At 68.7% G+C, this 22,598-nt stretch carries 19 protein-coding genes and 1 tRNA gene; 12 read left to right on the forward strand and 8 right to left on the reverse strand.

Annotated features, from left to right (window positions below; all coding sequences use genetic code 11):
• Positions 1-25 precede the first annotated feature (25 nt).
• From J4H86_RS16300 to J4H86_RS16310, 4 genes are all read left to right on the forward strand, one after another.
• Positions 26-652, forward strand: a complete 627-nt coding sequence (locus tag J4H86_RS16300) for a superoxide dismutase (RefSeq protein WP_236538610.1) — start codon at positions 26-28, stop codon at positions 650-652.
• A gap of 19 nt (positions 653-671) precedes the next feature.
• Positions 672-773: a MerR family DNA-binding transcriptional regulator gene (locus J4H86_RS27460; RefSeq protein ID WP_330932425.1), complete on the forward strand. Its 102-nt coding sequence runs from the start codon at positions 672-674 to the stop codon at positions 771-773.
• A gap of 47 nt (positions 774-820) precedes the next feature.
• Positions 821-1,204 (forward strand): MerR family DNA-binding protein, encoded by a 384-nt coding sequence (locus tag J4H86_RS16305; RefSeq protein WP_330932426.1) that lies wholly within the window; start codon positions 821-823, stop codon positions 1,202-1,204.
• A 75-nt stretch (positions 1,205-1,279) separates the two neighbouring features.
• Complete coding sequence (locus J4H86_RS16310; RefSeq protein ID WP_236538611.1) at positions 1,280-2,080, forward strand: LLM class flavin-dependent oxidoreductase; 801 nt, start codon at positions 1,280-1,282, stop codon at positions 2,078-2,080.
• Positions 2,081-2,129: 49 nt separating this feature from the next.
• Here the strand turns inward: J4H86_RS16310 and J4H86_RS16315 are convergent, their stop codons facing one another.
• A complete protein-coding gene (locus tag J4H86_RS16315; protein WP_236538612.1) occupies positions 2,130-3,107 on the reverse strand; it encodes a helix-turn-helix transcriptional regulator in 978 nt (325 codons plus the stop codon).
• A 132-nt stretch (positions 3,108-3,239) separates the two neighbouring features.
• Here J4H86_RS16315 and J4H86_RS16320 point away from each other — a divergent pair, with 132 nt between their 5' ends.
• Both J4H86_RS16320 and J4H86_RS16325 read left to right on the forward strand, forming a co-directional pair.
• A complete protein-coding gene (locus J4H86_RS16320; protein WP_236538613.1) occupies positions 3,240-3,635 on the forward strand; it encodes a RidA family protein in 396 nt (131 codons plus the stop codon).
• Positions 3,636-3,851: 216 nt separating this feature from the next.
• Positions 3,852-6,188 carry an AAA family ATPase gene (locus J4H86_RS16325; protein ID WP_236538614.1) on the forward strand — a complete coding sequence of 779 codons (2,337 nt, stop codon included), beginning with the start codon at positions 3,852-3,854 and terminating at the stop codon, positions 6,186-6,188.
• A 178-nt stretch (positions 6,189-6,366) separates the two neighbouring features.
• Here the strand turns inward: J4H86_RS16325 and J4H86_RS16330 are convergent.
• The 3 genes from J4H86_RS16330 to J4H86_RS16340 all read right to left on the reverse strand — a co-directional run bounded on the left by J4H86_RS16330 (position 6,367) and on the right by J4H86_RS16340 (position 7,699).
• Positions 6,367-6,439, reverse strand: a tRNA-Ala gene (locus J4H86_RS16330).
• Between the two features lie 162 nt (positions 6,440-6,601).
• A complete protein-coding gene (locus tag J4H86_RS16335) occupies positions 6,602-6,724 on the reverse strand; it encodes a DLW-39 family protein (RefSeq protein ID WP_236538615.1) in 123 nt (40 codons plus the stop codon).
• Between the two features lie 141 nt (positions 6,725-6,865).
• Positions 6,866-7,699, reverse strand: coding sequence for a helix-turn-helix domain-containing protein (locus J4H86_RS16340; RefSeq protein WP_236538616.1), 834 nt, complete (start codon positions 7,697-7,699; stop codon positions 6,866-6,868).
• 213 nt (positions 7,700-7,912) lie between these two features.
• Here J4H86_RS16340 and J4H86_RS16345 point away from each other — a divergent pair, with 213 nt between their 5' ends.
• On the forward strand, positions 7,913-8,221 hold the full coding sequence (locus tag J4H86_RS16345; protein ID WP_236538618.1) for a hypothetical protein: 309 nt from the start codon (positions 7,913-7,915) through the stop codon (positions 8,219-8,221).
• Between the two features lie 516 nt (positions 8,222-8,737).
• Here J4H86_RS16345 and J4H86_RS16350 read toward each other — a convergent pair.
• Complete coding sequence (locus J4H86_RS16350) at positions 8,738-9,757, reverse strand: asparaginase (protein ID WP_236538620.1); 1,020 nt, start codon at positions 9,755-9,757, stop codon at positions 8,738-8,740.
• Positions 9,758-9,959: 202 nt separating this feature from the next.
• Between J4H86_RS16350 and J4H86_RS16355 the strand changes: the two genes are divergently transcribed.
• Positions 9,960-10,973, forward strand: a complete 1,014-nt coding sequence (locus J4H86_RS16355; protein WP_236538621.1) for a tryptophan--tRNA ligase — start codon at positions 9,960-9,962, stop codon at positions 10,971-10,973.
• Between the two features lie 206 nt (positions 10,974-11,179).
• The gene (locus J4H86_RS16360; RefSeq protein WP_236538622.1) at positions 11,180-12,145 is read left to right on the forward strand and encodes a bile acid:sodium symporter family protein; all 966 of its coding nucleotides are present in this window, start codon (positions 11,180-11,182) and stop codon (positions 12,143-12,145) included.
• Between the two features lie 11 nt (positions 12,146-12,156).
• Here the strand turns inward: J4H86_RS16360 and J4H86_RS16365 are convergent, their stop codons facing one another.
• Complete coding sequence (locus tag J4H86_RS16365) at positions 12,157-12,858, reverse strand: SIMPL domain-containing protein (protein WP_236538623.1); 702 nt, start codon at positions 12,856-12,858, stop codon at positions 12,157-12,159.
• A 330-nt stretch (positions 12,859-13,188) separates the two neighbouring features.
• Between J4H86_RS16365 and J4H86_RS16370 the strand changes: the two genes are divergently transcribed.
• The 3 genes from J4H86_RS16370 (at position 13,189) to J4H86_RS16380 (ending at position 21,097) form a co-directional block, all read left to right on the forward strand.
• Entirely contained in the window at positions 13,189-13,869 is a 681-nt protein-coding gene (locus J4H86_RS16370; RefSeq protein ID WP_236538624.1) for a DUF1449 domain-containing protein, read from the forward strand.
• A 186-nt stretch (positions 13,870-14,055) separates the two neighbouring features.
• Positions 14,056-16,074 (forward strand): flotillin family protein, encoded by a 2,019-nt coding sequence (locus J4H86_RS16375; protein ID WP_236538625.1) that lies wholly within the window; start codon positions 14,056-14,058, stop codon positions 16,072-16,074.
• Positions 16,075-16,081: 7 nt separating this feature from the next.
• The gene (locus J4H86_RS16380) at positions 16,082-21,097 is read left to right on the forward strand and encodes a DNA repair ATPase (protein ID WP_394356386.1); all 5,016 of its coding nucleotides are present in this window, start codon (positions 16,082-16,084) and stop codon (positions 21,095-21,097) included.
• 82 nt (positions 21,098-21,179) lie between these two features.
• Here the strand turns inward: J4H86_RS16380 and J4H86_RS16385 are convergent, their stop codons facing one another.
• Both J4H86_RS16385 and J4H86_RS16390 read right to left on the reverse strand, forming a co-directional pair.
• On the reverse strand, positions 21,180-21,905 hold the full coding sequence (locus J4H86_RS16385; RefSeq protein WP_236538626.1) for a YidC/Oxa1 family membrane protein insertase: 726 nt from the start codon (positions 21,903-21,905) through the stop codon (positions 21,180-21,182).
• Between the two features lie 103 nt (positions 21,906-22,008).
• Complete coding sequence (locus J4H86_RS16390) at positions 22,009-22,320, reverse strand: DUF6412 domain-containing protein (protein ID WP_236538627.1); 312 nt, start codon at positions 22,318-22,320, stop codon at positions 22,009-22,011.
• Between the last annotated feature and the right edge of the window lie 278 nt (positions 22,321-22,598).

The following is a 22,598-nucleotide window of genomic DNA, read 5'->3' on the forward strand; positions in this document are numbered from 1 at the left end:
GGGTGGACCAACCAGAGGAGAACACATGAGCGTCTACACGCTGCCCGAGCTCCCCTACGACTACGCCGCGCTGGAGCCCCACATCAGCGGCAAGATCATGGAGCTGCACCACGACAAGCACCACGCGGCCTACGTCGCCGGTGCGAACAGCGCGCTGGACGCGCTGGCCGAGGCCCGGGACAAGGGTGACTTCGCCGCGGTGAACCTCCACGAGAAGAACCTCGCGTTCCACCTCGGCGGGCACACCAACCACACGGTCTTCTGGAACAACCTCTCCCCCGACGGTGGTGGCGAGCCCGAGGGTGAGCTGGGTGCCGCGATCAAGGACCAGTTCGGCAGCTTCGCCGCCTTCCAGGGTCACTTCACCGCGACCGCGACGGGAATCCAGGGGTCGGGATGGGCGATCCTTGGCTGGGACTCCGTCGGCCAGCGCCTGTCCATCTTCCAGCTCTTCGACCAGCAGGCCAACGTCCCCGCCGGGATCGTTCCGCTCCTCATGCTGGACATGTGGGAGCACGCCTTCTACCTGGACTACCTCAACGTCAAGGGCGAGTACGTGAAGGCGTTCTGGAAGATCGCGAACTGGGCCGACGTCGCCGCCCGGTTCGACCGTGCCCGCACGGCCACCGACGGTCTGATCGTCCCGGCCTGACGCACTCGAGTCGCAGGGAATGCCGCACGCCAGTCCGGGGGACCGTCTCACCATCGGTGAGATCATGCGCCGGACTGGCGTGTCCGCGTCCGCACTCCACTTCTACGAGCGCATCGGCTGATCGTCGCCGAACGCAACAGCGGCAACCAACGCCTCTACCCACGGCACATGATCCGCCGGGTCTCCCTCATCGTCGTCGCCAAACGGCTCGGCATCCCGCTCGCCGACGTCGGCACGGTGTTCGCGACCCTACCCACGGACCAGGCCCCGTCCCACGAGGACTGGCAACGTGTCTCCCGGATGTGGAAGCGACAGCTCGAGGCACGGCGTCGGGAGATCGAGGCGCTCGAGCGGGAACTCACCGGCTGCATCGGATGTGGCTGCCTGTCCATGCGGGCCTGCCTCCTCCTCAACCCCGACGACACGCTCGGCGCGAGCGGCCCGGGACCCCGTCCGGCTCCAGTCCCCCGCACCGGATCAGCCGCGCCGAGCCTCCAGGAAGACACCAGACTCCCCGCGACACTGACTCCCGGCCCCCTCACGGATCGGTGAGTTCTGGTGGACCCGGGACACGGCGGCGGAGCGGGGTAGGGGTTCGGTGTCCGTCCCCGAACCCTGGGAGCTGTGGTGCGCTACGCCTTGTTTCTTCCGCCCTTCGGTGAACTGGCCGATCCGACCGTCCTGGCCGACCTCGCGGCCGACGCGGAGGCCGCGGGTTTCCAGGGGTTCTTCCTCTGGGACCACATCGCCCGCCCGCACCGACCGGAGCTCGCCGTCGGCGATCCCTGGATCTCACTGGCCGCCGTCGCCACCCGGACCGAACGGATGACACTGGGCACGCGGATCACCCCCCTGACGCGCCGCCGGCCACAGGTCGTCGCTCGGCAGGCCGTCGCGCTGGACCGACTCAGCGGCGGACGGTTCGTACTGGGCGTCGGCCCCGGAACCGACAGCGGAGGCGAGCTCACCCGGTTCGGTGAGGTCGCCGCCTTGCGGGAACGAGCCGCGCGGCTCGACGAGGCCCTGGACGTCGTGTGTCAGTTGTGGAGCGGTGAGGAAGTCGAACACGACGGCACGCACTTCCGCGTCGACGGCCTGCGGTTCCTGCCGACGCCCGTGCAGCGGCCGCGGATTCCCATCTGGGTCGCGGCCCAGTCCACCAACCCCGGGCCCATGCGACGCGCGGCGAGGTTCGACGGACTGTGCCCGGAGACGACGCCGGAGGGCCTCGCGGAGATGCTCGCCGGAATCGGGGAACGGCGCGGAGGCCTCGACGGCTTCGACGTGGCCGCCGCCGGCCCACCCGGGCAGGATCCCGAGCCGTACCGCGCCGTCGGCGCGACCTGGTGGCTGGTGCAGCTTCCGGAGATCACGACCGTGGACGAGGTCACCGCGGAGATCGAACGGTTCGCCGCGGTGTCGCGCTGACACGGTGACCCCTGGGGTCGCCCGCGCCACCGAGGCGCGGGCTCCCCGGTCAGGAGGGTGATTCGTAGCGCGCGGCGATCGCGGTGGCCCGTCGGCGCAGGGAGACCCGCAGCCACGAGGGGCTCAGTGCCTCGGCGTCCGTCCCGAGCTGCCACACCGCCCACTCGGCGTGACGCGCGTCTTGGAAGGTCACCTCCAGCCGGAGCCAATCGTCCCGGTCTGCCTCCTCCGCCCAGAGGGAGAGCGCGGTACTCACCAGGTCCTCCCGACGCCGCGGCTCTACTCTCACGTCCACGGTGACCTGTTCGCCGCCGGTACGGAACCCGACGCTTCGCTCTTGCCAGAGGTGGCCCAGATCCACCCGCTCTGGACGCCGTGCCGGCTCGGAGAGTGTCTCAGCGGCCGTCACGCGGGCCAGCCGATACGTCCGATCCGCTCCCGATCTGGTCGCCAACAAATAGGCGCGGTCGCGCACGGAGACCAATCCGATGGGGTCGACGGTCCTCCAACGCGGGGGCTGGTCCACTGCCGCGTAATGGATGCGCAACCGATGGCCGTGGAGTACGGCACCGCGGACCTCAGCGAGGATCTCCTCAGGGATCTCCTCTGCCTCCAATGGCCGCGAGAGGAGGTCGGCCTCGGGGTCGACGAGGAGCCTCTCGGCTACCCCCGCCGCGACATCTCGATGGCTCCTCGGCAGCGCGTCGACCACCTTGAGCATCGCCGAAGCCAGCGCTGAGCGCAGTCCAAACGGCTGGGCGCCGCGCCGTGACCCGGCGATCAGCAAAGCGAGGGCCTCGTCGCGGTTAAGCCCGGTGAGTGCCGTCCGCAATAACCCTGGCACCAGGGCGAACCCGCCGTGTCGGCCGCGCACGGCGTACACCGGAACACCGGCCGTGGACAGCGCCTCGATGTCCCGCAGCACGGTACGGGTGGACACCTCCAACTCGCGGGCGAGCTCCGTCGCCGACAACCGCCCGCGCTGGCGTAGGAGAAGCACCAGGGAGACGAGACGATCCGCGCGCATACGAGAAAAGTATCGCTATACACGACACAGGGTGTCGTGATTCGTTGCGAGGCTGCTCCACATGACGCCGCACGCGGCCCCTCCGGGCCGCTCGGTGTCCGTTACCCATGGATCGAAACGGAGCGAGCAACGATGGAACGAACGGCGATCAACCCGGTGAAGTGGTCGTTGGAGATGGGATTCAACCAGGGTGAAATCGTCTCCGGGAGCTCCCGGACCCTGTACTGCTCCGGACAGACCGCGATGGGGCCCGACGGCACACCCCTGCACGTCGACGACATGGCGGGCCAGGTCACGCTGAGCCTGGACAACCTGGAGGCCATCCTGCACGAGGCCGACATGTCCCTGTCCAACCTCGTCCGCCTCAACGTCTACACCACGGACGTCGATCTCCTCTTCACGCACTACGGCCTCCTCGCCGCCCGCCTGGGAGCCGCCCAGGTCGCCCCCACCACCACGATGCTCGGTGTGACCCGTCTCGCGGTAGCCGGCCAGATGGTCGAACTGGAGGGAACCACCGTGGGGTGAGGTGAACGCCTATCCGGAGCTCGGTGAGTCTCCGGGCCCCGGCGGGAGGGCGGGGGAGAGCGCGCGGAACCACGGTCGGCTCTCGCCCCGCCGCTACGTCCCGCGGTCACGGCTCCAGCGCGCCCCGGCACGGCTCCTCCATTCTGGTGCCGCACATATGACCAACCACTATCGTGAGATTGAAACGGCCTATCCCCCAATCTCACAGGACGTCCCATGGATGGCGATGCCACGTCAACGAATCCTCACGCACCACTCACCATCACCCCGGAATTCGCACAAGCCCTGGAGCTGCTGCACAATGGTAGTAATATCTTTCTGACCGGCAAGGCAGGGACGGGTAAGTCCACGCTTATTCGCCGATTCTTGTCGGAATCGAATCGCAAAACGGTCATTGCCGCGCCGACTGGCATTGCCGCACTCAATGTCGATGGGTACACGATTCATCGTCTTTTCTCGTTTACGCCCGGCGTCACAGAAGACACCGTGCGAGGTGACCGTTATTATCCCGCGCGATTCGTGAAGGTACTGCGAGAGCTCGACACACTCATCGTCGACGAGGCATCGATGGTGCGCGCGGACCTCTTCGACGCGATGGCGACAGCGCTCGAACGCTTCGGCCCGCGACCGGGCGAGCGTTTCGGCGGTGTACAACTCGTTCTCGTGGGCGACCTGTACCAACTGCCGCCCATCGTCCGCGACGTCGAGGCGACCTACATCACCGAACGCTTCGGCACACCGTACTTCTTCTCCGCCCGAGCGTTTGACCGCGAACATTTCCCGACCGTAGAGCTCAATACCGTCTTCCGTCAGCTTGGCGATACCCGCCTTGTCGAATTGCTCAACGCAGTACGAGAGGGAGCCCTGCTGGCGGACGCTCGTGTCGAGTTGAATACCCGCACCCGACCCGATTTCGAACCGGCGACGGACGAATTCTGGCTGACTCTGGCCACCACCAACCGCATCGTCGCAAAGCGCAACTCCGAGATGCTCGAACGTCTCGATTCTTCACCGCGCACCTTCGCCGCGACGTGCACCGGCGAAACCGACTCCTTCGAGTTCCCGACTGACAAGCGCCTCGAGATCGCCGTCGATGCCCAGGTCATGTTGTTGAACAACGATTCTTCGGGGCGCTGGGTCAACGGAAGTCTCGGACGGATCACCGCGATCCGACAGGACGACGATGAGCCGGTTGTCGACGTCCTGCTCCGCGACGGCGGCACGGTGGAGGTACGCCCGCATCGTTGGGAGATCACCCGGCCCGTCATCACGAGCGGCGGTCGCCTCGAACACGAAGTGATCGGCTCGTTCACACAGCTCCCCCTGAAGCTCGCCTGGGCCATCACCATCCACAAGAGCCAGGGGCAGACTCTCGACCGTGTCGTGGTCGACCTCACGGGCGGCACTTTCGCCAATGGGCAGCTCTACGTCGCCCTCAGCCGTTGCACGAGCTTCGAGGGCCTCGTCCTGAAGCGCGACGTGCGCCCGCGTGACTTGAAGACCGACATCGTCATCCGCCGCTTCCTCCACGGGAGCCTCGACACGAGCCAGCCGTCCGGGCATGTGTGTCTGGCCGTGCTCACCGTTGGACACGAAGGCGACCGATACCGTCCTCGACCGGTCGAAATCGCCCTTGTCACCGACGACGGCGACGAGGCCACGACCGTCGTCAACCCCACGAGCGACCTCTACTCCGCGCAGGTTGACTACGACCTCTTCGTCGACGACGTGGCTCTGGCTCCCGTTCTCACCGAGGCGTGGGCCGCGCTCTCGCCCCTCCTGGCCGGACGCGTGCCCGTTGGCGTCGGCGTTGACGAGACTCTTGGCCACATCGACTTCGAGCTCAAACGCAACGGCGTCGTGGAACAGATGCCGCTCGGTACCGATATCCCCGAACGGCTACTGACGGACGGCGAGCGCACCGCTCTTCGCGCCCCGAGCGCTCTGGAGCGTGCCCGGACGCTGAACGGCATCGTGCGGCGCTTGGAGGTCGACTCACCGCGTCCCGCGGCGAGCCCGAGCGGCACCCCTTTCGCCAAACATCCACGCGGACGTGGGTACCTACAAGGACGCCTGAGCGAATCGTCCAGCCCGGCCGATGTCTTCACCGTCGGCGGCCACCTCTCGGCCGAGAGTGATCCGGCCATGGAGCTCGCCGACCTCCTGCGCGACGCCTGGGAGCGCGTCGTCGACCGTGACGCGCGGATCATCGCCAGGCTGCGCGATGCCGAACGGCACTTTGGCGTGACCATCCTGCCTGATGGCGTGGAAGACCTGGCGGAAGTCTCGCTCTCGACAGTGCTGGTCCCCGGAGCACGCGTGTGCTTCACCGGCGAGGTCGTCTCCGACCGGCACGGCGCACACGGCCGCGACGCGATGGAACGCATCGCCCGCGACAAGGGACTCGCGATCTCCAAGAACGTGACCAAGACCAAGACCGACGTGCTGGTCGTCGCGCAGCGGGGCACCCAGTCGGGCAAGGCGAAGAAAGCGGCTCAGTGGGGTAAACCCGTCATCGCCGCCGACGACTTCCTCGACTGGGTGGCCGGGTAGCGGCTGAGCGCCGTCGACGGGTGTGATCCCGGCAAGGACAGCACTCCGTACCACCTTGCCGTCAACGGCGATGACTCGTCTGATCGGCGGCGGCGCCGATGGTCGGGTACATCGCCAGTCGGCCAGAAAACCAAGAACCCCGCCCGACCGGACGGGGTTCGTAGGCTGTGTGGTTCGGTGGAGCCAAGGGGATTCGAACCCCTGACCTCTGGTATGCAAAACCAGCGCTCTGCCAACTGAGCTATGGCCCCCGGGCATGCCGACGGCATGAGCATACAACGAGGAGGACGGAGCCGGGACACGGGTTTTTGAACCGCGGGGGGTGGCTACCCCGCGGCCAAACGACTCCGTACAGACAAAAATGCGGCAGCCGAGCCGCGCCTGGCGCGACACGACTGTCCGCGCGGGCCACCTCAGTTGTCGCTGGCCGCGCCTGCCTCAGTCCACAGGTCGATCTCCGCGCGGTCGGCCTGAATCTTGCGGTAGACAGCGAAAGCCCCGAGGGCAACCAGCACCAGGATCAGCAGTTTCTTCACGGTGTGGACCTCTTCTTAACCTCGTGTGCAGTACCACGTTTCGCCCGATCCGCCGGCAATGTATCCGGGGCGGAAACGAACGTATAACGTTACTCTCTTCGCAGCATAGCTTGTCCGTGGGACGGATCCCGGCACCCCCGGTCACGCGAACAGGGCACGCCTCCGTAGAGCGGTGATCGTGGGCTTCGCCGGTGTCGCGAGCTCGGCGAGTCGCTCCCAGACGGCCTCGCAGCGCGCGACCGCGCCCGGTGACTCCTCGATCCTGCCTCCCGCGGCCGCGTCCAGATAGGCGAGGGCACTCTCGTCCCCGTCGAACTCCAGCAGGCTGAAGGGTCCGGCCGCCCCGGCGTGGGGACCGGCGGCGGTGGGGATGAGCTGGATCGTCACCCCGGGGTTCCTCTCCGCGACGGTGACCAGGTGGCGCAACTGGGTGTGGAGGAGGTCGGAGTCCCAGGCGACACGCTGCAGGGCCTCCTCCTCGAGGATGGCGTGGTAGCGCAGGCCGGTGGGATGCTCCAGGACCTCCTGGCGTTTCAGGTAGCCGGCCACCACCCGGTCCACGGCGGCCCCGTGTCGTCCCTGGGCACGGGCGAGGCACTCCGTGTACTCCGGCACCTGCAACAGGTCAGGAACGACGATCCCGGCGTAGGTCCGAATGGCCACCGCGCCCGCTTCGTTGCCCACGTAGGCCAGGGGGAGGACGTCGGCGTATTCGGTCCACCACGGACGCAGTCGCGACTCTCGGGCAAGCGTGAGGATGGCCTCCCGCTTGACGCCGGTGACCCCGTAGAGCCGCAAAAGTTCCGACACTTCCATGATCGACGGCCATTTGCGGATTCCGGACTCTATGTGGCCGAGTTTGGCGGGTGACCATTCCAGTTCCCCGGCCACGGCGTTGACCGTGAGGCCGGCACGCACCCTTTGCTTGCGCAGTTCAGTGGAGAGACGGCGACGGCGAACGGTGGGACTCGTCATCACTTTGTCCGCGAATTGCTCCTGACGATGTGCTTCAAGCGAAACACTCTCCCCAGCGTCTGGCAATCCATTGCCCGAATCTGGTCACCGCGCCAATTCCACCGACCTTGGTCGCTCAAGGGTGCGCACCAGGGTACGGTGCGCATACAACTTCGGATTCTGACCGGGTGACATCGCCGTGGAATCCAACCACGTCCGTCACCACTGGAGACGATGAGACACCAAACCGACGACGCCGAGAACTCAGCCGCCAACGCGGAGCGGGAGCTTCCCCCCTCTGTCCGCGGCCGCCTGATCGCCAAGCTTCGCACGGGCGTGCACGTCGAGGACGCGGCCCGCGAGCTGGGGATCAACCCCCAACGGCTGTTCTCCGCGGCCCGCATGCTGCCGTCGTTCGAAGAACAGTTGGACGCCACCCTGATGGCCGAACGCGACCCGGACCTGCCACACGGCACGGTGACCGGCTACAACAAGCGGTGTCGCTGTCCCGAGTGCCGGGCGGCGATCAACCGACGATTCTGATCCGGGGCAACGTCACCCGCGATCCGCCGGTACCCCCGCCCTGCCGCGGGCGCGCGCCGATACGCCGGTTCCGGACCACGATTCGGATGGCCAATTCCTGACGAGTGCGACGGAACGTGCTTAGGTCGTCCGAATCGGGGGAAAACGCTCCACATGAGCGAGAGTGTCGACTGGTCCATCATGAGCGACGAGGAGTTCCTGGCGGTACTGCGCGAATTCCTGCCTGTGGACTCACCCACCGCGATGTCCGACAGCGGAGACGACTGAGGGCGCGGAACCAAGCACCTGGAAGCTCCCCGACCCTGACCCCCGACCCACCAGACCCCGTTCCACTGACCAGGAATGACCCCTGGCCACAAGCCCCTGCCAACCGGCTGTCCGTTCGGATCCGCCCATGGGCTGGAGCGAGGAACGCGGTCCCCTCGCGGTCGGCGGTACGGCCGTGTGCGTGTGCCCACGACCCACGGCCCGGCGTCGTGTGGCCACCTACGGCCACCGACGATCGCGGAGTGTCCGTTATTCGTCCTCGGTGTCGCGGGGTGGCATTCCCCCGATGGCTTCGAACGCCGCGCTGATGGCCGCGCCGTCACTGGCCACGGACAGCAGAGCGAGCAGCAGGACCCGCGCCTTCAGCGGTGCCAGGAACCCCGCACCGATGAGCCCACGGTCCAACAAGTCGCTCTCCGATCCGGGGAATCCGTAGGTGCTGCTCATGACCGAACCGCCACCGGTGCGGGAGGCCAGGACGACGGGAACCCGCGCCGCCAGCGCACCCAGCGTTTCGGCCAGGTGCGCCGGCACGTGCCCCCCGCCGAATCCCGCGACGACCAACGCGTCCAATTCCTCCGCGCCACGCAAGGAGTATCCGTCGTCGGCGAGCGTCACGGTGACCAGGCCGACGCGAGGCCAGTCCGCCGACTGGGGACGCGGCATCGCCACCCGGCGCTCCAGGCGGTTGACGATGCGGGGGTCGCCCTCCACCACATAGCCCAGCGGCCCACCGTTGGGTGACTGGAACGCCGCGGGGGACGAGCTGTGGGTCTTCAGGACCCGCCGCGCCGCGTGGATCTCGTCGTTCATCACGACCAGCGCGCCCTCGCCGCTCGCCGTGTCCGACGCGGCGACGCGGATCGACGCCAGCAGATTGGCGGGGCCGTCCGGACCGGCGTGGGCGGGGGAGCGCATCGCCCCGGTGACGACGAGCGGCTGCGGCCCGGTGTGCCACAGGTCCAGCAGGAACGCGGTCTCCTCGAGGGTGTCGGTTCCCTGTACGACGACGGCTCCGTCGGCCCCCTCGGCCAGCCGTTCCTCGATCGCGGCCGACAGGGCCGCGAGGTCGTCCAGTCCGAGACTCGCGCTGGAGATCCGCTTGAGGTCCACCACGTCCACGGTGACGTCCGTGGCGCGGATCCCCGGAATCGCGGCGACGAGGTCGTCTCCGGTGAGCATGGGGACAACGGGTCCGCTGTCCTGCGGCCCCATGGCGATCGTGCCGCCCAGGGTGAAGACAACGACATTCTTCGAACTGGACTCCACCGGCTCACCCTCCTCGAATCCCGCCGTTCGGCGCCGGCCACATTACCCGGATCCGGTACCGCGCCGGCCGAGGCGGAGCACGGGGGGAACACGCGTCCGGGTACGGGACGGCACACCTGGCGGGCGGCGTCCTCCACGTTCTGGGTGGTGCGGCCGGTATCCTTGGGCCGAATCCCGCGGCGCAGAGGCAGAGCACTCGATCATGACAGACTCCACACGCAAGACGTCCCTCACCGGCATCAAGCCGACAGGTGACCCGCATCTCGGCAACCTCATCGGTGCGATCCGTCCCGGCCTGCGACTGGCGGAGTCCTACGACGCCCTGTACTTCATCGCCGACTACCACGCGCTCACCACGATCCGGGACGCCGCGGAGATCCGGAACTACACGCGTTCGGTGGCCTCGGCGTGGATCGCGGCGGGTCTGGATCCGGAGCGGATCACCATCTACCGGCAGTCGGACGTGCCGGAGACCTTCGAGCTGGCCTGGGTGCTGTCCTGCGTCACCGCCAAGGGCCTCATGAACCGGGCCCACGCCTACAAGGCCGCGCGGGACCGCAACCTCGAGGCGGGCGACGCCGACCTCGACGCCGGCGTCAACATGGGGTTGTTCAACTATCCCGTGCTGATGGCCGCCGACATCCTGATCATGGACACCGACGTGGTTCCGGTCGGCCGGGACCAGGCGCAGCACGTGGAGTACGCGGCGGACATCGCCGGGTCCTTCAACCACGCCTTCGGTGAGACGGTGCGGGTCCCCAGCTCGGTCATCCCGAGTGAGGAGACCGGGCGCACCCTGCCGGGGATCGACGGCCGCAAGATGAGCAAGAGCTACGGCAACACCATTCCGCTGCTGGCGCCGGAGAAGCAACTGAAGAAGCTGGTACGGCGGATCGCCACCGACAGCACGGCGGTCGAGGAGCCCAAGGACCCGGACTCCTCCGCGGTGTTCCAACTCCTGGAGCAGTTCGCGTCCCCGGAGGTCACGGCGGACGCGCGCAAGCGGTTGGAGGCCGGCGGCACGGGGTGGGGTGACCTGAAGAACGAGCTGTTCGAGGTGCTCAACCCCCAGCTCGAGCCGATTCGCGAGCGCTACGCGGAGCTGATGGCGCCGGGGAGCGACCTCGACGAGATCCTCGCGGCCGGTGCCGTGCAGGCCCGTGCCCGCGCGCACACCGTTCTCACCCGGGTCCGCGAGGCGACCGGCATCGGCTGACCGCTGTCGGGGCCGCGGCCCCCTTCGGCGCGTGACCCGGCGCGCGTTCTCCGAACCGACCGCGGGGCGTCGCCTGGGCCGGCCGGTCCGCCCAGGTCACAGCGACACGGCGCACCCCTGACACCGCCGTATACTCTGCGTCGTCCCCCAATCCGTCTCATCCCGGACGGATCCCGACAACTCGCACCCCGTTGGGAGGCGGCACAGTGGCGCTCCTCGCTCGGATCGGGGCCTTCGCCGGCCGGTGGTTCGCGGTTCTGACCCTGCTCGGGGCGGTCATCGGGCTCCTGCTGCCCGACCAGAGCGCCCAGCTCGCGCCCCACGTCTCTCTACTGCTCGGCATCATCATGTTCGGGATGGGGCTGACACTGCGGCCGATCGACTTCGCCGTCGTCGTGAAGCACCCCAAAGCGGTGCTTCTCGGTGTCGCCGCGCAGTTCGTGGTCATGCCGCTGCTCGGGTTCGGGATCGCCCACGCTTTCGCGATGGATCCCCTGCTGGTGGTGGGGATGATCCTCGTCGGCGCCGCCCCCGGCGGAACGGCGTCCAACGTGATCGTCTACCTGGCGCGCGGCGACGTCGCGCTCTCGGTCGCGATGACGTCCATCTCCACGCTCCTCGCTCCGCTGCTCACCCCGTTGCTGGTGCTGGCTCTGGCGGGCTCGACGCTTCCGGTGGACGCCGGCGAGCTCTTCCTGTCCATCGTGCAGATGGTCCTCGTGCCGGTGGTCGCCGGGTTGCTGCTGCGTTCCTTCGCCACCAAACTCGTCGAGAAGATCCTGCCGATTCTGCCGCTGGTCTCCGTCCTCGGCATCCTGTTGGTCGTCGCCGGCGTGGTGGGTGCGAACGCCGACGCGGTCCTCTCCGCCGGGCTGCTGGTCGCCCTGGCCGTCATCCTGCACAACGCCGGCGGGCTCGGCCTGGGCTACCTCCTCGCCTGGGTGACCGGCACGCCGGAGAGCACCCGGCGGGCGGTGAGCATCGAGGTCGGCATGCAGAACTCCGGTCTGGCGGCCGGCCTGGCGACCGCGCACTTCGCGCCGCTGGCCGCGCTGCCCGCCGCACTGTTCTCCGTGTGGCACAACTTCTCCGGTGCCCTGATCGCGACCTACTGGGCCCGCCGGGCACCTCGGTCCAGCGAGTCCCTCGAGGTCACGTCGGAGGAGTCCTAGACCCGCTGGTGTCACGCACCTGCCGGCGGCTGCCCCAGAGCGGTGGGCTCCGACATCGTGAACGTCGCCTCCACGTCCGCGCGCAGCGTGATCCGCGGGACCCCCACCTCGACCCTTGGCGGGGGAGCGCCCGGTTCGTCCGGTCGCGCGCCGCGAAACGCTTCCTGTCCGGCCGGCGGCGGGAGGCCCGGCGCGGGTTCGGCCCGCGAACTCAGTCCCACGTCGGCGATCTCGCGGAGTCCGGTCAGCGTTCCCCCGAGCGCCTCGGCGTAGGTCCGCGCACGCGTGACGGTCTCCTCCACCGCCTGTGACCGGGCGCGTCCGTACATCGGCGAGGCGGGTCGAAGTTCCCAGGACGGGCCCACCACCTCGGTGAGGTCCTGGTCCGCGAATTCGCCGATCATCGTGCTCATCGCGTCGAAGTCCCCGACCGTGAGCCGGATCCGGACGCTGCCGTGGTAGCCACGCACCCGCTCCCCCCGCCCGTGATGGAGCTGGGGGTGAACGTTCAGAACGCCCGTTTCCGCGTCCTCGACCGCCTCCCCGAAGGACCGGATCCGTGCCAGCACGGCGTCGTTCCGCGCGGCGAGGCGGTCCAGGGCGCGTCGGCGATCCTTGTCCCGCGCACTCGTGACGAGGGTGAGCCGGGCGATCTCCGGGTCGACCTCCATAACGGCCTCACCTCGGACCCGCACGATGGGCGGTGTCGTCATAGCGTTCCCCTTCCGTGCTCTCCACGACCCCCGGTCGGGAGGTGAGAGTAGCCCGGCGTCGGCGATGTCCTCGTTTCGCCCGTCGACCCGCGTCGGGCGCACCACCGGAGCCCCGGCGTTGTTTCACGGAAAACATCGTGACGACACCGCGCTGTAGCGCCCTGTCGACTTGCCGTGATGCCCAAGTGGCCACATCGCGACCCCATTGGGCCGAATCCGGTCAGGTGACGCCCTGGCGCCATGGGGGTCGAATGGCGTCTTATAGGGTCGTGCTTCCGCATCGCCCGCCGGGTGGTGCAGTGGCGGCGGGCGAAGGCGGCAGAACGGCGTATGGGTGAGTTCCTCGATGCGGCACTCGGGTTCCCCACCGTTCTCTTCTCGTTCGCCTTGGTCGTCGTCCTGGCCTACTGGCTCCTCGCGCTCCTGGGCGTGCTCGACCTGGGTCTGCTCGACTCCTCCGACGACGGCGACGGTCCAGGCATGGGCGCGATGCTCAGCGCCATCGGACTCGGTGGCATGCCGGCCACGTTGTCGCTGTCACTGCTCGTCCTTCTGGCATGGTTCTGCAGCCTGGTTGGGAATGTCGTGATCGATTCCCTCACGGGGTTGTCCACCCCGATCGTCGTCCTTCTCGGTCTGTTGGTCCTGGTGATCGCCGTGACGATCGCGTGGGGGCTGACCAGCGGCGTGGCCGTGGGCATCCGTCGACTGTTTCCGACGCGACGGAGCCCGGAGCAGCAGCGTGAGGGCACCCAGGCCATGGGCGCGTCCGCGCGTTCCGCCGGTGAGCTGGTCGGGCGCACCTGCACCGTGCGCACGCTGCGGGTCGACCAGGAGTTCGGGCAGGCGGAGGTCCTCTCCAAAGACGGCTCCACCATGCTCATCCAGGTCCGCACGATCGACGACGACGCCCTCACGTCAGGCGACACGGCGTTGATCTTCGATCACGACACGAAGACGGGTTTATACCGCGTCGCTCGGTTCGACGCCCTGAGCGCTGGAGAGCCCTGACCCGAAGAGGCTCGGCGGCGCGCACCCGTGTGCCGCCCGCACCGACCGGGGAACGCGACGTTTCGGCGTCGCGCCCATGAGATCCGCACCTCGAGCGCGACCAGCCGCCTGACCGACCGCCCCTCGTACCGCCCGCCCCGACCCACCGCTCACGCATCCCCTCAAGGCCAGGGAGTCCAACCCCGAATGGAAGCCATAGGTATCGCCGGCGGCATCCTCATCGCCGCTCTCGTCGTCATCGCGCTCGTTCTGCCGATCATGCTCATCCGCCTGTTCCGCAAGGTCAAGCAGGGTGAGGCGCTCATCATCTCCAAGGTCCGCGACGTCGACGTGACCTTGACCGGTGCAGTGGTCCTCCCGGTGCTGCACAAGGCCGAGCTGATGGACATCTCGCAGAAGTCCATCATGCTGGAACGGTCGGGGAAGAACGCGCTCACCTGCAAGGACAACATCCTCGCCGACATTCGGATCAAGTTCTTCCTCCGCGTCAACCCGCAGAAGACCGACATCCTGCGGGTCGCGAAGAACATCGGTGTGGAGAGCGCGAGCAGCCAGGACAAACTGCAGGACCTCTTCGACGCCAAGTTCGAGGAGGCGCTGAAGACCGTCGGGAAGTTCTTCGACTTCGAGGACCTGTACACCCAGCGCAAGGAGTTCCGCGACCGGATCGTCGAGGTCATCGGCAACGACCTGTACGGCTACGTCCTGGAGGACGCGGCCATCGCCGACCTGAAGCAGACTCCGCTTTCGGAGCACGACCCGAACAACATCCTCGACGCCGAGGGCATCACCAAGATCACCGAGCGCACGGCCATCCAGCATCGGCGCACCAACGAGCTGCAGAACGAGCGCGACAAGGAGATCAAGCGCAGCGACACGGAGACCGCCGAGACCCTGGCCGAACTCGAGCGGCAGGAAGCCGAGGCGAAGGCGCAGGCGACGCGGGAGATCGAGACGATCCGCGCCCGCGAGGAGGCCGAGACCCAGCGGGTCCAGGCCGAGGAACGCCTGAAGGCGCGCACCGCGGAGCTGCGTACGGAGGAACAGCTCGGGGTCCAGCGGGAGAACCAGCAGCGTGAGATCGCAGTCGCGGAGAAGAACCGCGAGCGGGTCATCGCGGTGGAGAGCGAGCGGATCGAGAAGGACCGCATGTTGGAGACCGTCGCCCGTGACCGCGAGGTCGAGCTCTCCACGATCGCCAAGGACAAGGAAGTCGAGGCCGAGAAGCGCGAGGTCGCCGACGTCGTCCGCGAGCGGGTCGCGGTGGACAAGACCGTCGCCGAGGAGGAGGAAGCGATCAAGCGGCTGCGCGCGGTCGAGGAGGCCGAGCGCGAGCGGCAGGCGATCGTCATCAAGGCGGAGGCCGAGGCGCAGGAGAACCTGGTCAAGGACATCAAGGCCGCGGAGGCCGCGGAACAGTCGGCCAAGCACCGCGCCGCCGAGGAGCTGACCCTGGCCGAGAGCCGCCAGCAGGCCGCCGACCTCGACGCACGCTCCCAGATCCGGCTGGCCGAAGGAAAGCAGGCCGAGGCCGCGGCCGAGGGGTTGGCGCAGGTACAGGTGCGCGAGTCCGACGCCGCCGCCCTCGAGAAGGTCGGCAAGGCGGAGAACACCGTCGCACGTGAGAAGGCCACCATCGAGGCCGACGCGATCGCCGCGAAGCTCAAGGCCGAGGCCGAGGGGCTGAACGAGAAGGCGAGCGCGATGGCCGCACTGGACGAGGTGAGCCGGGAACACGAGGAGTACCGGCTCCGTCTGGACGCGGAGAAGGAGGTGCGCCTGGCCGGGATCGACGTCCAACGGCACGTCGCGGAGGCGCAGGCGACGGTGCTCGCCTCCGGTCTGGAGAGCGCCGACATCAACATCGTCGGCGGCGACGGCATGTTTTTCGACCGGATGGTCAACTCGATCGGCCTGGGCAAGGCGGTGGACGGGTTCGTCGGCAACTCCGACGTGGCGCAGTCGCTCGCCGGGTCGTGGTTGAACGGTGACTCCGACTTCACCGCCGACCTGTCCCGACTCCTGGGCTCAGTGAACACCGAGGACGTCAAGAACCTGACGGTGTCCGCCCTCCTGGTCAAGCTGATCCAGGGTGGCTCCCCGGAGTCGGACAAGCTGCAGGCGCTCCTGGACAAGGCACACACACTCGGCGTGGCGAACCACCGCGTGGCCTCTCTCGCCGCTGTTGACGACACGAAGCGGTGATCGCCGCGTGACCGATGTGAGTGACGGGCCCTCCTCCACCGAGGAGGGCCCCTCCCCCGACTCCGGATCCACCCTCGACGCCGGAACCTACGAGATCCTCCGCGGCCGCCTCGCGGAACAGGCCGCCGAACTGTCCCGGCGCGCCGAGCTGCTGAACACCCGTCGGCTGGAGGTCTTCGGCTCCAGTGAGCTGCGGCTGCTGGGCACCGAACGTATCCGCACCGAGCACAACTGCGTGCCGCGGGACATCGTCGCCGTGGGCGGGCTGATGATGTTCGGCTACAACGTGTTCATCGGCCTCAAACCAGAGACCACGGTCAGCGACGTGTTCGCGACGTACTCCTTCGAGCGGAAGCTCGAGGGTGACGGTTTCCGGTTCGTCGAGGCCGAGCACGAGGAGCTGCCGGGGCTGCTCGCCGACTCCCAGTTCCTCCGCGACTTCGGTGAGCTGTACCGCTACTACAAGGACACCCGGCTCATGCAGCTCCGCCGGGTGGAGGGCAAGCTCCTCGCGGTCTTCCAGATCGGTCTGCGCACCGACGACACGCGGGTGCTGCGTTGGGCGGTGACCCCGCGCGGCGAGGTCTCCTACCGGGACAACCGGGGCGACCGCGATCACGTCTTCCCCGCCCCTCACGACTTCACGTGGGTCGAGACCACCCGTGAGGACCACGTGCTCGGGCGCCATCCCCACATCTCCATCCTGGACAAGGTGTTCGTGGAGACGGTCGGGGGTGACCTGACCGTCAAGGTGGAGAACAACACGGAGGTCGGGGCCGGCATCTACAGCGAGCCGGTCGACGAGCCGCTGCAGAGTCTGGCCGACGCCGACGTCCACTACGCCGAGGTCGGCCCCCTCATCCTGATCAGGATCCGGCCCTACAACGAGACCACGCGGCGCCACCTGGTGTTCAACACCCGCACCAACGAGGTGGTGCGGCTGGACGGCATCGGCCGCGCGTGCCGTCGTCTCCCCGAGGACCAGGGCATCATCTTCCCCGGCGGCTACTACCTGGCCACCGGTGCCTCCACGACCTTCGACACTGACTTCACCGACCTGGAGTTCGAGCGGACCATTCGCTCGCCCAACGGTGAGGACGTGCTCTACGCCTTCCACGGACGCGAGGAGGGACGCAGCCTGCTGCTTCCCTACAACGTGATCCGCAAGGAGGTCGCCAACCCGATCGACTGCCACGGATACTCGCTGTTCGACGACGGCACGCTGGTGCTGTTCCGGAGCACCAGCGACGAGCCCACGCGGGTCCATCCTCTTCAGGTGTGGTCGACACCGTTCGTGTCCGACGTACACGCCGCCGCCCAGCCCACGGGGACCGGTCCGTTGGAGCGGGTCGGCAACGCCGACCTGGTGCGGGGGATCTCCGACGCGCTGTCGATCACCCGCATGGTGGACGAGATGTCCCCGTCCACCGCCGTGTTCGAGGCGCTCATCGCGGCCTGCCGGCGGATCGGCGACCACTACCACTGGCTGGGCGAGGAGGAACTGGAGGCTCTGGCCGAGCCGGTCCAGGAGGTACGCGCCACCGCCCGTCAGGTCCTGGAGGAGTTCGAGAACGTCCAGGCCCTGACCCGGCAGGCCGCCGAGGCCCTGGAGACCGCGGAGACGGAGATCGCCTCCTTGGTCCGCCGCGCCCGCTCCGAGGACGGTGACAGCGCCGACGCCTGGGTCACCCTCCTGGCCGAGGTGCGCCGCGCCCAGGGGCGGGTCGTGACCCTCGGCGAGATGCGCTACGTCGACGGCGACCGGGTCGCCGACCTGGGACGTCGACTCTCCGAGGAACTGGACGCGACCGGCCAGCGGGCGGTGGACTTCCTGCGACGGGAGGAGGCGTTCGCCGCGTACCACGTCGAAGTGCGGCGGCTGAGCGACGACGCCGAGGCGATCACCTCCGTCGCCGCCGCCGAACCGGTCGCGGAACGCCTCGCCGAGCAGACCGAGGGGCTGGAGGTCGTCACCGAGGTCATCGACGCCCTGGACATCGGCGACGCCCAGGTCCGCACCGCGGTGCTCGAACGGATCGGCGAGGTGGCCGGGGCGGTCAACCGGGCCCGCGCCGCACTGGGGGCGCGACGACGCGAGCTGATGGACTCCGAGGGCCGTGCGGAGTTCGCCGCGGAGTTCGCCCTCCTCGGCCAGGCCGTCACCGCCGCACTGGCCGCCGCCGACACCCCCGACGCCTGCGACGACCAGCTCGGCCGGCTCATGCTGCGGTTGGAGAACCTGGAGTCGCGGTTCGCGGAGTTCGACGACTTCCTGGCCGACCTGACCGCCAAGCGCGAGGACGTCTACGAGGCCCTGTCCGCGCGCAAGCAGGCGTTGCTGGACGAGCGATCCCGCCGCGCCGACCGGTTGGCGTCCTCGTCCGAACGGATCCTGTCCGGGGTCCGGCGTCGTGCCGCGGCGCTGGAGACCATCGACGACATCAACACCTACTTCGCCTCCGATCCGATGGTCGCCAAACTTCGGTCGACCGCGGAGGAACTCCGCGCCCTCGGTGACACGGTGCGCGCGGAGGAACTGGACGGCCGGGTCAAGACGGTCCGCGAGGAGGCCGGCCGGGCACTACGGGACCGGGTCGACCTCTACGACGATGGCGGGGAGACACTCCGGCTGGGGCGCCACCGGTTCGCGGTGAACACCCAACCCATCGACCTGACCATGGTGCCGCACCAGGGAGAGATGGCGATCACGGTGACCGGCACCGACTTCCGCCAACCGGTGCGTGACGCCGACTTCCAGGAGACCCGCGCCTTCTGGGAGCGGCTGTTGGTGTCGGAGTCCCCCGAGGTCTACCGGGCGGAGTACCTCGCCGCGGGGATCCTCGCCGACGCCGAGGCCGGTGTGGACGCCCCGTCGATCGCCGAACTGTCCGAGGCGGCGTTGGGGGACGGCGACGCGTTGTCCGCCATCGTGCGCGGGGCGGCCGAGGCCCGCTACGACGAGGGATACGAGCGTGGTGTCCACGACCACGACGCCGCCCTGATCCTCCGGGCGGTGTTGCGCCTGCGCGCGGCGGCCGGGCCGCTCCGCCACGCGGCCCAGGCTCGCGCCGCGGCCCGGCTCTTCTGGGCGTTCGGCGCGGAGCCGGAGTCCCGCACGGCGTGGCAGACCCGGTCGGTGTCCCTGGCCCGGGCCCGCGACGTGTTCGGACCGCGTTCGTCGTCGTCGGCGCTCGGCGCACTGCACGACGAACTGGCCGACGCCGTCGGCCAGTTCCTGGACTCCTCAGGGGTGCCGACGACCGCCGCGACCGCGGCCGGCACCTACCTGGTGGAGGAGCTGGCACAGTCCCCCACCGGCTTCGGGGTCAGCGCGGAGGCCCGCTCCCTGCTGGACGGGTTCCGGTACGCCCTCGGCGGACCGACCGCCGCTGCCTACAAGGAGTTCACCTCCGATCTCGCGGCGCTGGGCGGGCTGGCGGAACGGCACCAACTGGCCTCCGCCTGGATGGGCGCCTACACGGCGACCCTCGACGGCGCCACCCCTCCGAGGGAGGTGGTGGACGAGGCGGTCGCGGTGGAGTTGTGCGGAACCGCGGTCCCGCGGTACGACTCCTCCGCCGAGCTGACGGCGACGGTCGAGGGGGTGCTCGGCGCGCATCCGCGGATCAGCGAGCGCCGGGTCAAGCTGCGTCTGGACGAGTTCCTCGAGCGCACGCGGAGATCGCGCGAGGAGGACGCGCCCGCGTTCCGTGCCTACCTGCGACGGCGCAACGAGCTGGTGGAGGCCGAACGGTCCCGACTCCGCCTGGAGGAGTACACGCCCAAGGTGATGAGCGGGTTCGTCCGCAACCGTCTCCTCGACGAGTCCTACCTGCCACTGATCGGCGACAACCTGGCCAAGCAGCTCGGCGCCACGGGGGACGGCAAACGCACCGACAACAACGGCCTGCTCCTCCTCATCTCTCCGCCGGGGTACGGAAAGACCACCCTGATGGAGTACGTGGCGAGCCGACTCGGTCTGGTGTTCGTGAAGGTCAACGGCCCTGCCCTGGGCCACGCGGTCACGTCCCTGGATCCCGCCGACGCGCCCGACGCCACGGCCCGGCAGGAGGTCGAGAAGATCGGGTTCGCCCTGGAGATGGGCAGCAACGTACTGCTGTACTTGGACGACATCCAGCACACGAACCCGGAACTGCTGCAGAAGTTCATCTCCCTCTGTGACGGCCAACGCCGGATGGAGGGAGTGTGGGAGGGACGCACCCGCACCTACGACATGCGCGGCAAGCGCTTCGCCGTGTGCATGGCGGGCAACCCCTACACCGAGCAGGGACAGCGGTTCCGGATCCCGGACATGCTGGCCAACCGGGCCGACGTCTACAATCTCGGCGACGTTCTCTCCGGCAAGGACGACGTGTTCGCGCTCAGTTACATCGAGAACGCGCTCGCGGCCAACACCGTGCTGGCTCCCCTGTCCGGCCGCGACCGGGGGGACATCGAACTCCTGGTGCGGATGGCCTCCGGCGACGGCTCGGTGCACTCCGATCGCCTGTCCCACCCGTACTCGCAGGTGGAACTGGAGCAGATTCTCGCGGTGCTGCGCAAACTGCTCCGGGTGCAGCAGGTTGTGCTCGCCGTGAACCAGGCCTACATCGCCTCGGCCGCGCAGTCCGACGACGCCCGGACCGAACCGCCGTTCCAACTCCAGGGCTCCTACCGCAACATGAACCGGTTGGCGGAGCGCGTGGTCCCGGTGATGAACGAGGCCGAACTCGAGGCCCTGATCGACGACCACTACCTCGGCGAGGCCCAGACACTCACCGCCGGGGCGGAGGCCAACCTTCTGAAACTCGCCGAACTTCGTGGCACCCTCACCCCGGAACAGGAAGAACGCTGGACCGAGGTCAAGTCCGCCTACCTCCGCACCAAGGCCCTCGGCGGCGACGGCGAGGACCCCGTGTCCCGAGCCATCGGCGCCGTCGGTCTCCTCGCCGACCGGGTCGGCGACGTCCAATCCGCGATCGAACGCGCCTCGGACCGGCCGTCGGGGTCGAACGGGCGGTGAGTTCGACGGGCGGCGGGGCTGTCGGTTCGTGTTCCGCGGGGGCGGGGAGGACGTCGTCTCCTCCCTGCCCCCGCGGTTCGGATCAGTCGGGGAGGATCCGGCGCAGAATCAGCCGCTCGCCCAGGGCCCACCCGGTGGAGACCAGCAGGTAGAGACCGGCGGCCAGGGGGACGAAGGCGGCGACCACCGCGGTCATGTACGGCAGGTAGGTGACGATGCCCGGCATCTGCGGCGTCGCCGCGCCGGTGCTCACGGCGGCGTTGTCCCGCATCGTCGGCACCATGACGTAGCGCCGCTGCGCCCAGGCGATCACCGCGAGGAACGCGATGATCAGCACGAAGACCGGCTCCACCATCGCCCCCTGGGACGTCGCGGTCAGGGTGGCCCCCAGCTCCACACCGCCGAAGGTGTCCGACAGCAAGGCGTTGTCGGCACCGGAGGCTCCGACGAAGACGCCGTACAGGGCGAGGACGATGGGAATCTGCACGAGCCCCGGCAGGCACCCGGCGAAGGGCGAGGACCCCGCCTCGGAGTAGACCTTGCGCTGCTCGGTCATCATCCGTTGGGGGTCTTTCCGGTACCGGGTGCTGATGCGGGCGAGATCCGGTGCGATGCGTTTGCGCACCTTCTCGGCGCGCACCTGGGAGACGGCCACCGGCACCAGCGCGAGACGCACCGCGACGGTCAGGAGCACGATGGACAGCCCCGCCGCACCGGCGGGGACGACGGGTGTGAGTGCTGAGGAGATCGCGACCAGGGCCGAGGACAGTAGGTCCATGGCGGCCGCGACGGGGGCAAGACTGTACAAGGGTGGGCCCTTCGTCCGGAACGGGTGTTGTCACTGGACGTCGGGCCGCTCGCTCCCTCTCCCGTGGAGAGAGACCTACGGTTGGGAGAATTGGGAGAAGTGGTCAGCGAGCGGCCACGAGGGCCGCTCCCGGTGCTCTGGGCCGGGGCCGACCGGGCGTGTCGGGCGCCCGCAGCGGAACGACCTGTAGTCGTTCGGACTTGCGGCGCATGGCACGTACGGCGTCCGGAGCGGCGTCTCCGGCGGGCCAGGACGAGAACCCACGCACCAACCGCAACGCGAGAAACGCCGCCGCGGTAACCGCGAGCAGCGCGAACGCCCCGGACATCCCCGGCGTTCCGGGAGCCGCGGCGGAGAACTCGAACGGCAGGGTCCCCAGGTATAGGAACTCCAAGAGGGCGATGACGAAGTGCACGTTCCCCCTCCTCCCAACCGCGTCACCCGCAGTCTACGGTCACCCCACCCCCCAACGCCGGGGGCCCGTCCACTTCCGGACACCAACGCCGGCCCCGAACCCTCGACCCAGGCCTCGACCGTCTACGGCGGAGGGAGCAGAGACGTGGTTGCCACACGGGCCCGGCGCGGAGCGCCCAAGCAAGCAGAGGGGGTACCCCAACGAGCACACCGGACGCCCCGCGAGCAGGTTCACCACAGCCAGCCCGCGGGCCCACCTGTGTCCAGGCCCTCGATCTC

The organism is Spiractinospora alimapuensis (genome assembly GCF_018437505.1).
Classification (GTDB): Bacteria; Actinomycetota; Actinomycetes; order Streptosporangiales; family Streptosporangiaceae; genus Spiractinospora; species Spiractinospora alimapuensis.

Coding starts and splice junctions, on each gene's coding strand:
- J4H86_RS16300 (WP_236538610.1), top strand. CDS start 26: ATGAGCGTCTACACGCTGCCCGAGCTCCCCTACGACTACGCCGCGCTG.
- J4H86_RS27460 (WP_330932425.1), top strand. CDS start 672: ATGCCGCACGCCAGTCCGGGGGACCGTCTCACCATCGGTGAGATCATG.
- J4H86_RS16305 (WP_330932426.1), top strand. CDS start 821: ATGATCCGCCGGGTCTCCCTCATCGTCGTCGCCAAACGGCTCGGCATC.
- J4H86_RS16315 (WP_236538612.1), bottom strand. CDS start 3,107: ATGCGCGCGGATCGTCTCGTCTCCCTGGTGCTTCTCCTACGCCAGCGC.
- J4H86_RS16320 (WP_236538613.1), top strand. CDS start 3,240: ATGGAACGAACGGCGATCAACCCGGTGAAGTGGTCGTTGGAGATGGGA.
- J4H86_RS16325 (WP_236538614.1), top strand. CDS start 3,852: ATGGATGGCGATGCCACGTCAACGAATCCTCACGCACCACTCACCATC.
- J4H86_RS16340 (WP_236538616.1), bottom strand. CDS start 7,699: ATGACGAGTCCCACCGTTCGCCGTCGCCGTCTCTCCACTGAACTGCGC.
- J4H86_RS16345 (WP_236538618.1), top strand. CDS start 7,913: ATGAGACACCAAACCGACGACGCCGAGAACTCAGCCGCCAACGCGGAG.
- J4H86_RS16355 (WP_236538621.1), top strand. CDS start 9,960: ATGACAGACTCCACACGCAAGACGTCCCTCACCGGCATCAAGCCGACA.
- J4H86_RS16365 (WP_236538623.1), bottom strand. CDS start 12,858: ATGACGACACCGCCCATCGTGCGGGTCCGAGGTGAGGCCGTTATGGAG.
- J4H86_RS16370 (WP_236538624.1), top strand. CDS start 13,189: ATGGGTGAGTTCCTCGATGCGGCACTCGGGTTCCCCACCGTTCTCTTC.
- J4H86_RS16375 (WP_236538625.1), top strand. CDS start 14,056: ATGGAAGCCATAGGTATCGCCGGCGGCATCCTCATCGCCGCTCTCGTC.